This window comes from Pantoea sp. X85 (assembly GCF_029623675.1).
Classification (GTDB): Bacteria; Pseudomonadota; Gammaproteobacteria; order Enterobacterales; family Enterobacteriaceae; genus Pantoea; species Pantoea leporis.
In genome coordinates, this window is sequence record NZ_CP121108.1 from 2,494,589 (window position 1) to 2,507,696 (window position 13,108).

11 protein-coding genes are annotated in these 13,108 nt (G+C 55.6%); 5 read left to right on the forward strand and 6 right to left on the reverse strand.

Annotated features, from left to right (window positions below):
- Positions 1 to 172: 172 nt before the first annotated feature.
- From uhpT to P6287_RS11625, 5 genes are all read right to left on the reverse strand, one after another.
- Complete coding sequence (uhpT, locus tag P6287_RS11605; RefSeq protein ID WP_256696734.1) at positions 173 to 1,564, reverse strand: hexose-6-phosphate:phosphate antiporter; 1,392 nt, start codon at positions 1,562 to 1,564, stop codon at positions 173 to 175.
- A 137-nt stretch (positions 1,565 to 1,701) separates the two neighbouring features.
- Positions 1,702 to 3,030 (reverse strand): MFS transporter, encoded by a 1,329-nt coding sequence (locus P6287_RS11610; RefSeq protein WP_110866456.1) that lies wholly within the window; start codon positions 3,028 to 3,030, stop codon positions 1,702 to 1,704.
- An 8-nt stretch (positions 3,031 to 3,038) separates the two neighbouring features.
- Positions 3,039 to 4,535 (reverse strand): signal transduction histidine-protein kinase/phosphatase UhpB, encoded by a 1,497-nt coding sequence (gene uhpB, locus P6287_RS11615; protein WP_277973742.1) that lies wholly within the window; start codon positions 4,533 to 4,535, stop codon positions 3,039 to 3,041.
- Positions 4,535 to 5,125 (reverse strand): transcriptional regulator UhpA, encoded by a 591-nt coding sequence (gene uhpA, locus P6287_RS11620; RefSeq protein ID WP_277973743.1) that lies wholly within the window; start codon positions 5,123 to 5,125, stop codon positions 4,535 to 4,537. The genes uhpB and uhpA overlap by 1 nt, the downstream gene beginning before the upstream one ends.
- A gap of 179 nt (positions 5,126 to 5,304) precedes the next feature.
- Positions 5,305 to 6,942 (reverse strand): FliC/FljB family flagellin, encoded by a 1,638-nt coding sequence (locus P6287_RS11625; protein ID WP_277973744.1) that lies wholly within the window; start codon positions 6,940 to 6,942, stop codon positions 5,305 to 5,307.
- A 337-nt stretch (positions 6,943 to 7,279) separates the two neighbouring features.
- On the opposite strand from P6287_RS11625, the gene fliD reads away from it, so the two are divergent.
- From fliD to P6287_RS11645, 4 genes are all read left to right on the forward strand, one after another.
- Entirely contained in the window at positions 7,280 to 8,704 is a 1,425-nt protein-coding gene (gene fliD / locus P6287_RS11630; protein WP_277973745.1) for a flagellar filament capping protein FliD, read from the forward strand.
- 12 nt (positions 8,705 to 8,716) lie between these two features.
- The gene (gene fliS, locus P6287_RS11635) at positions 8,717 to 9,124 is read left to right on the forward strand and encodes a flagellar export chaperone FliS (protein WP_277973746.1); all 408 of its coding nucleotides are present in this window, start codon (positions 8,717 to 8,719) and stop codon (positions 9,122 to 9,124) included.
- Positions 9,124 to 9,477: a flagella biosynthesis regulatory protein FliT gene (gene fliT, locus P6287_RS11640; RefSeq protein ID WP_110866410.1), complete on the forward strand. Its 354-nt coding sequence runs from the start codon at positions 9,124 to 9,126 to the stop codon at positions 9,475 to 9,477. The genes fliS and fliT overlap by 1 nt, the downstream gene beginning before the upstream one ends.
- 121 nt (positions 9,478 to 9,598) lie before the next feature.
- A complete protein-coding gene (locus P6287_RS11645) occupies positions 9,599 to 10,753 on the forward strand; it encodes an IS481 family transposase (RefSeq protein WP_277973747.1) in 1,155 nt (384 codons plus the stop codon).
- A gap of 142 nt (positions 10,754 to 10,895) precedes the next feature.
- Here the strand turns inward: P6287_RS11645 and yedD are convergent, their stop codons facing one another.
- A complete protein-coding gene (gene yedD / locus P6287_RS11650; protein WP_137386035.1) occupies positions 10,896 to 11,363 on the reverse strand; it encodes a lipoprotein YedD in 468 nt (155 codons plus the stop codon).
- 195 nt (positions 11,364 to 11,558) lie between these two features.
- Here yedD and P6287_RS11655 point away from each other — a divergent pair, with 195 nt between their 5' ends.
- Entirely contained in the window at positions 11,559 to 13,103 is a 1,545-nt protein-coding gene (locus P6287_RS11655) for a methyl-accepting chemotaxis protein (RefSeq protein WP_277973748.1), read from the forward strand.
- Positions 13,104 to 13,108 lie beyond the last annotated feature (5 nt).

Consider the following 13,108-nt stretch of genomic DNA (forward strand, 5'->3'; position numbering starts at 1 on the left):
AATGATTCTGAGGGGAGTTATCGGCAATCTGCGCGAGGACTGTAACAAGGTGGTTACTTTTCTGAGGAAGTAGTGCAGCAGCTAAAATCGTCCATTCCCCTGCGTATGAATTTGTTTTAGGTCAGCAGGATTTATCGTCCGAAAAAGCCCCGGTGAAAACCGGGGCTAAACATCATGCTGCTTTCAACCGTTGCAGACGCTTTTCACGGCGAATCTTACGCTCTTCAAACACCGCCACCATCGCCATTAGGGCGATACAGCCGATCGCGGCGGCATCCAGCGCCGCAAAGGTCCCTGCCCAACCGGTTAAGCCAAAGATGGGCGTGCCATCGGCGATCATTCCCAAGCCTAACTTGGCGAAGCTGTCACCAATCAGGTAAGCAAAGGTGCCTTTGATGCCATCGGCGGCGCCAATGGCTTTTTTCGGCACAAAGCCGACAGCGGCAACGCCAATTAACAGCTGCGGACCAAACACCAGGAAGCCCAAGGCAAACAGCGACGCCAGATAAACATACTGATTGCTGGCATGTTGATAGATACCAAGCGTGGCGATAATCAACGCCAGCGCCACGCATGCCACCAGCGCACGACGACCATTCGCCAGATCCGACAACCAGCCCCACAGCAGCGTGCCGACTAACGCACCGACTTCAAACAGCGTGAAGCCCTGAATCGCCACCTCTTTTGACAGTTTTAACTCCTGGAAGGCATACACCGTCGACCACTGATCGATACCAATGCGCACCACGTACAGGAAGATGTTGGCGAAGCACAGCAGCCAAATCACTTTGTTTTTCAGCACGTACTCGACAAAGATCTGCCATTTGGTCATCGCCTGATCTTCGGTCTCTTTATCCTCTTCGCTGATCTCTTCGCCAAACAGCTCTTCAGCTTTGCCCAAACCGTAAGATTCGGGTGAATCGCTACCGTAGCGCAGACCGATAAAACCGACCACCAGCGCTATCAGTGACGGAAACACAAACATGCCGACCACATGCCCATCAAACAGGTAATTGGCACCAAACAGCGCCACACCCGCTGCACCTGCGCCGCCCAGGTTGTGCGAAATATTCCACATCCCCAGATAGCTGCCGCGTTTCCGGCGCGGCGTCCATTTGGTGATGGTGGAGTAGCTACAGGATCCGCCGGTACTTTGGAAGAAGCCGCTCAGCGCATAAAACGTGATCATCAGGAACAAACTCACCGAGCCCGCGCCCATGCTGGCGCTGAAGCCCAGCATGCAGATGGCCGAGAGGATCAGCATAAACGGCAGGAACTGCTTGGTATTTTTCCCATCGGCGTAATAGGAGACCAGCGTTTTACCGACGCCGTACGTAATGGAGAAGCCGAGGCCAATCATCCCCAACTGGGTCATGCTGAGTCCGTAGGTGGTGATCATGTCGTTCTGCGCAATGTTGAAATTTTTGCGGATCAGATACATGGTCAGGTAGCCGATAAAGACCACCAGATAGGACTGCATAAAGGGTTTGAACCACATCTTGCGCCGCTCTTCGAGCGACAGATTCAGGGTCGGCTTGCGCACCTGATTTAAGAAAGCCAGCATGGAGTGCTCCTGATTAATGACCTGCGTGATGGCAGGCATTGTAAAAATCAGCAGCGGTTTCGGCCTGAGACAACTGCCCGGCGCAACCGGGAAAATTTCTTAGTTTTGTCGATGTAAGGGTAAAAAGCGGGGATGCATCACACTTCCTCGCGCTGGCGCGGCGTTTGAGCATGCAGGAATGGCAACAGCAGCAAGGCCGATATGCCCGCCGCGCATGCGATGACCGCAAAGAAACCGTTCCAGTGCCAGACATCGATCACCCGCGCCAGCGGCCAGCCGGAGAGCGATGCGCCCAGATAGGCAAACAGGCCAACAAAGCCGGTCGCCGCGCCCGCCGCGTCTTTATGCGAACACTCCGCCGCCGCCATGCCAATCAACATCTGCGGCCCGAAGACAAAAAAGCCGATGGTAAAGAAACACGCAGCCTGCATCACGTAGCTGGCAAACGGCATCAGCCACAGCGATCCCACTGACAGCAAAATGCCGGCGGCAAAGATCAGGTTCATCGGGCCACGATTGCCGTTGAACAATTTATCCGATCCCCATCCCGCCACTAACGCGCCACCGAAGCCACCGAGTTCAAACATGGTCACCGCCGAGTTGGCCGTCACCAGATTCACGCCCAGCGTCTCGGACATATAGAGATTGCCCCAGTCGTTAATCGCGGCACGCACCACGTAAACCAGCACGTAACACAGCGACAGCAGCCAGATGTAAGGGTTGAGCAACACATATTTGGCAAGGATCTGTTTGTGACTCAGCCCCGCGCCCTCTTGCTGCTGAGCAATCTCCAGCGCATCGTGGCGCCAGTCACCGACCGGCGGTAAACCCACGGTTTGCGGGCGATCGCGCAGGCGCCAGCAGAGAAAAATACCAGCGACGATCGCTAATCCGCCCGCGATCATCATGCCGGCGCGCCAGCCATAGTGTAGCGCGGCGGCACCCACGATCATCGGGATCAGCGCACCGCCAACGTTTTGTGCTGTGTTCCACAGCGCCCACCAGCCGCCGCGTTCGGTGCGGGAAAACCAGCTGGTCAGCAGACGCGCACAGACCGGCGATCCCCATCCCTGGAAAAAGGCATTTAACACCCACAACACGGCGAAAGCCCACAGCGATGTGGAGAAGCCAAACAAAATATTCACCACGCCTGTCGCTATCAGCCCGATGCCCATGAAGTAGCGCGCGTTAGAGCGGTCGCTGACGATGCCAGAGAAAAACTTCGACAGGCCGTAAGTGATGTAAAACAGCGTCGCCAGCAGGCCGATATCCGTGCGCGTCATCACGCCCGCCGCCAGAATTTCCGGCGACGCGGCGTTGAAGCTTTTACGGGTGAAATAGAACAGCGCATAGCCGAGCCAAATGGTGATCATGATATGGCGCCGCCAGTAGCGATAGCGCGCATCAATGGTCGCTTTATCGCTGATCGGCTGCGCGCTGGCGGGCGCTTTGAGAAATCTAAACAACATATTGGTTATCCCTTGCGCAGCGGTAACGTGACGCTAACGCGCGTGCCGTGGGTACAGGAGATCCCCAGCGAGCCGCCGAGTGCCGTCACGCGTTCGCGCATGCCGGCAAGGCCAAAACCGTGCTGCGGGGAACCCAGCGGTAAGCCGCAGCCGTCGTCTTCAATCACCAGCTGCAACCGCTCGTCCTGCAATGTGCCTTGCAGCGTCACCGCACGGGCGCTGGCGTGTTTCACCACGTTGTTGAGTCCTTCCTGACAAACGCGAAACAGCGTGACGCGCTGCGCTTCACTCAGTCGCGCTTCATCAATCTGCCAGTCGAGGTGGCTGATGATGCCGTGCCCTTCCAGCTCCATTTCCCGCATCAGCGAACGGATTGCTTGCTCGAGCGAAAGATCGTCCAACTGGCGCGGACGCAAGCGCCCCAGCAAGCGGCGCACCGAATCGTAAATGCCCAGTGACAGCTGCTCAATCAGCATGCCGCTCTGCTTGACGCCACTTTCCGGGCTAATGCGCTGCATGATCCCGGCCTGGGTGCGAATCGCGGTGATGGTCTGGCCGATATCATCGTGCAGCTCGCGCGCCACTTCGCGTCTGACGCTCTCTTCGGTCTCCAGCAGGCGCTCCGTCAGGCGACGATTGCGTACCAACTCGGTTTGCAGCGACTGATTGAGTTCACGTAAACGCTGAATACCCGCGCCGAGCAGCAGCCCGGTCAGACTTTGCGCCAGCAGTGAGAGCAGCAGATCAACCGCGTGATCGTGCCAGGTTTGGCTGGCGATTAGCGCGATAGCGTTCATCAGTGTGGCGATCAGCGCGCCCTGCCAGCCGTAATGCCATGCCAGCGCAATGATCGGCAACGCCAGACAAAACGGTGTGAAGCGCGACAGCTCTGCGGGCAGACCCAGCTGCAACCACAAACTGACCATAAACAGCAGCACATAACCAAACAGATGGCGCACGCGCCAGTTAACCGGCTGACCGACCAGCGACGGGCCAAGCGGCTGCCAGCGCGTGCTGGTGAGGTAATGCCAGATCACCAAACAGGTTGGTGCCACGGTCAGTGCGCCGGTGAGCGTGAGCAGCACCGCATTCAGCGCGGCGGGTTCTGCGATCCACGGCAACGCCTGCAGCAGCGCCGCGCACACCATCGCACCGCCCTGCCACAGCAAGGTGTGCCAGTCGCGTTGATGACGATAACGGGAGATCAGCGCCACCGGCAGCAGCGTCAGCACGCTGCCCAGCATCAGCAGCGGTAGATGCGCCAGCGCCACTTCGCGCGACAGCCAATAAAGTAGCAACCCCTCGGCACCGAGCAGCACCGGCCAGTAGGCGCGCGGGCATTGCAACATCAGGCCAAGGCGCAGGCCAAAGGGAAACAGCAACACCGCCAGCTCAGGACGATCCGCCAGATGCAGGCTAATGCTCCACAGGCAAAACCACGCGGCAGAAAAGATACAAAAACTGGCGATGACGGCAATCAGCCGCGAAAAGAGTGGCTGCATTACCAGCCATCAAACATGCGGCGCGCCAGTTCAACGTCGTTACTGACGTTGAGCTTTTCCAGCAAATTGGCGCGATGAACGTGAACGGTTTTTGGCGACAGGCCCAGTTCGGCCGCGATCTCTTTTACCGCTAAACCTTGCGCCAGTTTTTCCGCCACCTGCCGTTCGCGTTTGGTGAGCGGGTCCTGACGTCCGGAGGCGAGCTTCATAGCAATATCGGGCGTCAGATAGCAGCCGCCTTTGGCCACGGTATGCACCGCGGCGATCAGTTCATCGGGGCTGCAACGTTTAGAGAGGAATCCGCGCGCGCCCGCATTCAGCGCCTGCTCCACCAGCGCCGGACTGTCGTGCACCGATAGCATGATGGTCGCCATGCCTTTCGGCAATTGGCTCAATAACTCGAGCCCGGAAATATCCGGCATCGAGATATCGCAGATGCACACCTGCACGCCGCGACCTGGTAACTGGTTGAGCGCTTCCCGCCCGGAACCACATTCGGCAACAACCTGGAAATCCGGTTCCAGCCCCAGCAATTGGGCAAAACCCGAACGGACGATCATATGGTCGTCGATGAGCGCAATGGTGGTCATGAAGTTTCCTGGCGGTGAAAAAACGCGCTTACCTTAGCGATAAGCGGGGGAAGCTTCAAGAGGGTTGGGTGGGTTTGGTTCACGTAATTCGTTGCGCCTGCAAATATGCATATTATGAATATGCAGGTATAAAAAAACCCCGCAGAAGCGGGGTTTGATAAGCAAGGAGCTTAGAGCGATTAGCCCTGCAGCAGAGACAGAACCTGCTGTGGAACCTGGTTAGCTTTCGCCAACACTGAGTTACCCGCCTGCTGCACGATCTGTGCTTTAGACATGTTTGAAACTTCAGTGGCGTAGTCAGCATCCTGAATACGAGACTGTGCTTCAGACAGGTTAGTAGTGGTGTCGTTCAGGTTAGTTACCGCTGAATCCAGACGGTTCTGAATCGCACCCAGTGAAGAACGGAACTTGTCGATGTCGCTGATTGCGGCATCCAGCGCTTTCAATGGATCAGCAGTGGTGGTGGTTGCAGTCTGCGCATCGGTAGTGATTTTACCTGCCGCGTCTTTGTAAGCCACTTTACCGCTGCCGTTAGTGATGGTGCCGTCATCCTGAACGTAGTAGTTAGCTGTGTTGTTTGTGGTTAAACCACCTTTGTTGTCAGCATAAACTGCTGCGCCACCAGAAGTCACGGTTACAGCACCAGCAGCACTGACAGAATAACCAGTTGACGTGGTATAAGCAGAATTACCTGCTGCAGCCGTCTTCAGAGCATCTGCGCTAATGGTTGCGCCAGTGACATCATAGTTTGTGCCATCAGACACCAAAGTACCTTTGGAAGTAGCAATTGTTGCAGCATTACTACCGGTATTAGCAGCCAAGTTAGCCAGTGTAGCAGCCGGTGGTGGTGTTGCTCCGCCGCTGTTCTTAGTAAGGTTACCAGTGGTATCACGATACAACACTGCGCCATCATCCGCTGCAGTAAGAGAACCGTCCTGAGCAATGATGACATCTTGCTTAGTAGTACCAATAGTCACTGTAGCTTTGGTCGTATCAGTGGCTGTTGGATTTAAATAGCTAGTAGCCTTAGTTGCGGTTACGTTGGCTTCGTCGAAAGTGAAACTATTCGAGGCACTATTATATTTATAGGTATTTCCGGCAGCTGAAAGGCCGTCGTTTACCATTGCGGCGGTGGTAACAGTACTAGTATTGGTCAAGCTGCTAAGAACATTGGCTGAAGATGCAGCAGTAAAGCCTGCTGAGCCAGTGTAAGTTGACCCACTCAACGTGAAGCCAGCGGCAGTCATATCAGTCGCTGATGCTACAGTGTTAGCCACACCACCTTTACCATTTACGTTGAAACCGCTCAGGTTCAAAGTAGAGGAATCAATTTTCTTCAGGTCAATCGTGATAGTTTCACCATCATTTGCACCAACCTGGATTTTCATAGAACCGTCTTTAGCCAGCACGTTCACGCCGTTGAAAGTGGTCTGACCGGATACGCGGTCAATTTCGTCCAGACGGGATTTGATTTCGTCCTGGATTGAGTCCAGGTCAGACTGGCTGTTAGTGCCGTTCTGAGACTGTACAGTCAGTTCACGAACACGCTGCAAGTTGTTGTTGATTTCTGACAGTGCGCCTTCAGTGGTCTGCGCTGCAGAGATACCGTCGTTAGCATTACGCGCTGCCTGAGTCAGGCCGTTGATGTTTGACTGGAAGCGGTTAGCAATTGCCTGACCTGCTGCGTCATCTTTAGCGCTGTTGATACGCAGACCTGAAGACAGGCGCTCAATAGCGGTAGACATTGCAGACTGGTTTTTGTTGATGTTGTTCTGTGTGATCAGCGAGAGGCTGTTGGTATTAATGACTTGGGCCATGATAATTATTCCTGTTAATCAAGTCTTTCGGTTAAGGTGTGGGCTTCAACCCGCCGGCTTCAGCGCCGTCAAAGTTGTTATCGTCTGCCCTTAAACAACCTTTAGATTTTTTTTAGGACCAGGTGAAAATTTTTCCCTTCAACCTGTCACGCTTATCTTTATCGCCCTCTCTGCAAACATCTTTAGTCAGACTTGATCATTTTTTCTAGCGCCAGAAATACCCTTCTCTATATGTCTTATTCGCTTTATTAGCCGCGATTAAATAATTCTAAACTTTGACCCTATAAAGCCGATAACCGCGGTATCACTTTCCGTGTCGACATGAAAAGGAAACAACATGGCTAGTATCTCTACCCTCGGTGTCGGTTCAGGCCTCGACTTAAGCACCATTCTGGATAATTTAACCACGGCAGAAAAAGCGTCACTCAAACCCATCACCACTCAGCAGAGCGCGTACACAGCCAAACTGAGCGCTTACGGTACGTTATCCAGCGCACTAACCGCCTTTCAAACCGCTAACACCGCGTTGAATAGTGCAGATCTGTTTAGCGCCACTACAGCAACAAGCACCAGCTCTACCGCTTTTAGCGCGACGACTTCTACCGGCGCCATCGCGGGTAAGTACAACATTAGCGTTACGCAGCTGGCGCAGGCACAAACGCTGACTTCCGGTATTCAAACCAGTAATACCACCGCACTGGGTAGTTCTGATGCCAGCCGCACCTTGTCGATCAAATTGGCGGACGGCACCAGCAAAGACATTACGCTGACCAGCGATCAAACTTCGCTGACCGGTATGCGTGATGCGATTAACGGCGCCGGTGCGGGCGTAAGCGCCAGCATTATTAAAGTCGCTGACGGTGAATACCGCCTTTCACTCACCGCGTCGAAAACCGGTGAAGCGAATGCGGTCTCCTCGGTCACCGTGACCGGCGATGACACTTTGCAGGGCATTGTCGGTTTTGATGCCACGAAAAGTGATGCCGACAACCCACTCGACCTCAGCGTTAAAGCTCAAGATGCTGAATTAACCGTGAATAACGTGGCCATCACCAGCAGCACCAACACCATCAGTGATGCGCTGGAAGGAATCACGTTGAATCTGAGTGATGTCACCAGTGGTAATCAATCGCTGACCATCACGCAGGATAGCTCTAAGGCCTCGACAGCGATTTCCAACTTTGTTGATGCCTATAACAACCTGCTTGATCAGTTCAACGCGCTGACCAAATACACTGCGGTGGATACCGGTTCAGATACGCAAGATTCCAGCAATGGTGCTCTACTCGGTGATAGCACTCTGCGCAGCATTCAGACTCAGATTAAAAGTCTGCTGACCAACAATACGAGTTCATCAGCGTATAAAACGCTGGCACAGATTGGCGTGACGTCGGATCCCACCACCGGCGAATTAACGTTGGATGCCGATAAGTTAAAAACGGAACTCACCAAAGATCCTACGGGCATTAAAGAGATGATTGTGGGTGACGGTAAAACCACCGGCATTACTACTAAGCTGGCGACAAACCTGACCAGCTGGCTGTCATCAACCGGCAGCATTCAGTCGGCGAAAGATGGTGTTAGTAAAACGCTGAATACCCTGACAGAGCAGTACAACAGCACTAATACGCGCATCAATAACCTGATTGCGCGTTACAAAGCGCAGTTTACGCAACTCGACGTCACCATGAACTCGCTGAACAGCACCAGCGATTATCTGACGCAGCAGTTCGAGAATATGACGTCAAGCAGTTCAAAATAATTAGGAGTGACCATGTACAGCGCTAGTGGCACACAAGCCTACGCCAAAATCGGGGTGGAGAGCTCAGTGATGAGCGCCAATCAACAACAGCTGGTTACGCTGCTGTTTGACGGTGCGATCAGCGCACTGGTCCGCGCCCGCCTGTTTATGCAGGACAACAATATCCAGGGAAAAGGTAACTCGATTTCCAAGGCCATTAATATTATCGAGGGCGGACTCAAGCAGGGCCTCGATGAGCAATCAGGCGATGACCTGACCGACAACCTGTTAGGACTCTACTCCTACATGGTTCGCCGTCTGGTTCAGGCTAATCTGCGTAATGATGTCGAAGCCCTCGAAGAAGTTGAAGGTCTTCTGCGCAATATCGCTGATGCCTGGAAAGAAGTCGTACAACCTCAACACCTTCAGGACGCCGTTTAATGAATATTGCACCGCCACTGATTACCGTTTACCAACAGTTACTCGACCTCAGCCACGGAATGCTGCGTTTGGCAGCAGACGGCGAATGGGATGATTTGATCACCAAGGAAGTGGACTATGTCAGTGCGGTGCAAAGACTGGCGCAAACAACCGCAGCCGCCGCACCGTCGCGCCAGCTGCAAGAGCAGCTGCGTCCGGTGTTACGCCATATTCTCGATAATGAGAGCGAAGTGAAACGTCTGTTGCAGTTGCGTATGGACGAATTGACGCAGCTGGTGGGCCAGTCATCGATGCAGAAATCGGTGATGAGCGCGTATGGCAAGCAAGGTAGTGTGTATTTGCCGCAGGGTTAAATTTAGGACTCTGCGCGCTGATGCCCTCACCCCGGCCCTCTCCCTGTACAGTCCGGGGACATGGTGAACACTTGTTCGGGGACATGGTAGACACTTACAACTAAGGCATAAGAACCCGTTTATGGAGTCGCTTATGTCCTGGGATGCGAGAGATACCATGTCATTACGTAAAGAGTTTGTTCTGTTCGCCTCGCAAGACGGGGCGAACATCCGCGCACTCTGCCGTCACTACGGCATTTCTTCCGCCACTGCCTACAAGTGGCTTCGCCGCTGGGCTGAAGAGGGAGAATCCGGTCTTGAGGACCGCCCCTGCATACCCCATCACTCTCCCAACCGCTCGTCTGACGACATCACTGACCTGCTTCGTATGGCGCATGAACTTCATCAGCACTGGGGCGCGCGCAAGATAAAGCGCTGGCTCGAAGACCGCGGACACCGCATGCCCGCCTTCAGCACCGTCCACAGCCTGATGGCCCGCCACGACCTGCTGCCGGGCTCACCTCCGGGTGTCCCGGCCACGGGCCGGTTTGAACATGCGGCCCCGAACCAGCTCTGGCAGATGGATTTCAAGGGGCATTTTCCCTTTGGCGGCGGCCGCTGCCACCCGCTTACCCTCCTTGACGATCACTCCCGCTTCTCGCTTTGCCTCGTACACTGCGCTGATGAGCGGCGTGAGACGGTGCAGAAGCAGCTGGTCAGAGTCTTTGAACGTTACGGCCTGCCGGACCGGATGACGATGGATAACGGTTCACCGTGGGGCGACACTACCGGGACCTGGACGGCCGTCGAGCTGTGGCTTATGCGCCAGGGTATCCGGGTGGGGCACTCCCGGCCTTATCATCCGCAGACGCAGGGCAAGCTGGAGCGCTTTCACCGCAGCCTGAAGGCTGAAGTGCTGCAGGGGAAGTGGTTCGCGGACGACGGTGAGCTGCAGCGCGCCTTCGACCACTGGCGGACGGTTTATAACCTTGAACGCCCGCATGAGGCGCTGGATATGGCGGTGCCGGCGTCGCGCTATCAGCCATCGGCTCGGCAGTACAGCGCCAGCGTAACGTCAGCGGAATACGACGAGGGCGTGATGGTCAGGAAGGTAGATATCAGTGGGAAGCTGACTATAAAAGGCCTGAGTCTGAAGGCAGGCAAGGCGTTCAGGGGAGAGCACGTTGGCCTGAAGGAGATGCAGGAAGACGGGTGCTACGAGGTATGGTGGTACAGCACAAAAGTGGGGGTGATCGACCTGAAGAAAAAGTCGATCACCATGGGTAAAGGATGTTAAAAAGTGTTCACCATGTCCCCGAACACCTGTCTACCATGTCCCCGGACTGTACACTCCCACAGGGAGAGGGAGATGCTGCAATATGCCAGATGGGCTCGATCGGTTCCCTCTCCCACTGGGAGAGGGTTAGGGTGAGGGAAAGCTACTTCTGCGTCGCCGTTGAAACCGGGCGCATAATCTCTGGCTCGATATTCTGAATCACCGCCTCATTCGGACGCTTCGCCACTTCTTCCAGCGCCTGCTGGCACTCAACGGTTGGGCGATCCACTTTACGCAGTCTCAATCCATCGTAACGCAGCTCACCGTTCTCCAGCACCAGCGGCATCACGCGCACCTGACGCGTCACATTAACCCAGTCATCGCCCAGACGCGTTAATTTGCCCGGTTTGGCAATCACGCGCTGCCACTGACGGCAATCCAGCGTGTCGCCTTCGGCACCAATAATCAGGCTGCCCATCGCTTGCTTACTGATCAGCTTGCTTTGCGGCCCCACGGTTTGCCAGTTGCCCTGCAGCTCCAGCGGTGCCGGGGTTTTCACCGCCTGGTCATAATTGCTGATCTGCGCACAGCCACTCAGCGCCAGCGCGGCCACTATCATCCACTTTTTCATTCTCGGTCCCTACACTCGCATCAATGGCGGCTACGTTATAATTTTTCCCGCAGGTTGCGCAAGGTATCTGCTGCGCGCCACATGATTTTCCTCAAGCTGCTCACTTCTGCGCCGATAACTCTTCTGGAGTTAAAAGTGCCTGTAAAAACAATAATGACCGATTACACACTCACCTTCGTTACGGAGAATCCCGTTATGCGATTGACCCTTCGCGCGCGTCTGACATCGATTGTTGGCCTGCTGTGCATTTTACTGATTGTTGCCGCCATCTGGGGAATCATCGGCCTGCGCGCCGCCGACCAACGGGCGCAAAACGCCTATCAGAATGAGCTGTTACCGCTGCAATATTCATCCCGCCTGTACCGCATGGTGCAGGAACAATCCGCGACCCTGTTCGATGCCCTGCGCTACTGGACCGACAGCAGCGAAGTGGAAAAACGTCTGGCGCGCATCGCGCAGTACGGCGAGCAGATAGCCAAAGACCGCCAAACCTGGCAGCAGCTGTCGTTTGATGCGCAAACCAAACCGCTTAGCCAGAAATTCATCAGCCATCTCGATGGCTGGCAAACCGCGCTGAAAGATGCCGGTGAACTGCTAAAGGGCGGCAACCCGTCCGGCGCGCTGGTGGTGATTGAAACCCGCCTACGCAGCGGCAGTCAGCTGCTGCAACAGGACATCGATCAGCTTGATGCGTTAATGCGCCAGCATGCGGAACTCACCTATCAGCAGAGCAATAGCGATTACCAGCTGGCGCGTAACAGCCTGATTATCATTTTGCTGGTCGGGCTGAGCGTGGCGCTGGTGTTCGGCTGGCTGCTGATCCGCTCGATCAACCGCTCGATTGCTCAGGCGCGCGAGCTGGCCGAATCGATTGCGGCCGGTGAACTGAACCACGATATTGGCAGCGTTTCACGCGATGAGATGGGCGAACTGATGCAGTCGCTGCTGCGCATGGATGTACGTCTGGCGGAGATCGTGCGCGACGTGGGCGAAAGCGCCACTGCGCTGAGTGATGCGGCGCGTCAGATGGCCGATGGCAATGACGATCTCTCTGAACGCACCCATTCGCAGGCCAGCTCGCTGGAACAGACCGCCGCCAGCATGGAGCAGATGACCGCCACGGTGAAACACAACGCCGATAACGCTGCACAGGCCAACGAACTGGCCACCGACGTGCGTCATCAGGCCGAACGTGGCAGCAGCGTGCTGCGTGATGCGGTCAGCGCGATGGAGGAGATCGAATCTTCCAGCAAGCGCATCGCGGATATCAACCGGGTGATCGATGAGATCGCCTTCCAGACCAACCTGCTGGCGCTCAACGCAGCGGTTGAAGCGGCACGCGCCGGTGAACAGGGACGCGGCTTTGCCGTGGTGGCGTCCGAAGTGCGTCAGCTGGCGCAGCGGTCCGCCGGGGCCGCCCACGAGATCAAAGCGTTAATCGATGCCAGCGTGGGTAAAGTGGAAGCCGGCAGTGCGCTGGTGCAGCGTTCCGGCGCAATGCTCAATGACATCAATCAGGGCGTGGCGCGCGTGGTGGACATTGTCGGTGAAATTGCCGTGGCCAGCCGCCAGCAATCCAGCGGCATTGAGCAGGTCAACACCGCAGTGATTCAGATGGATGGCGCGACGCAGCAGAACGCCTCGCTGGTGCAGGAAGCCAGCGCCGCCAGCCAGACCGTTAGCGAACATGCCGGATTGCTGGTGGAGAAGATGGCCTTCTTCCGCCTGCAACAGCGCTAAGGAGC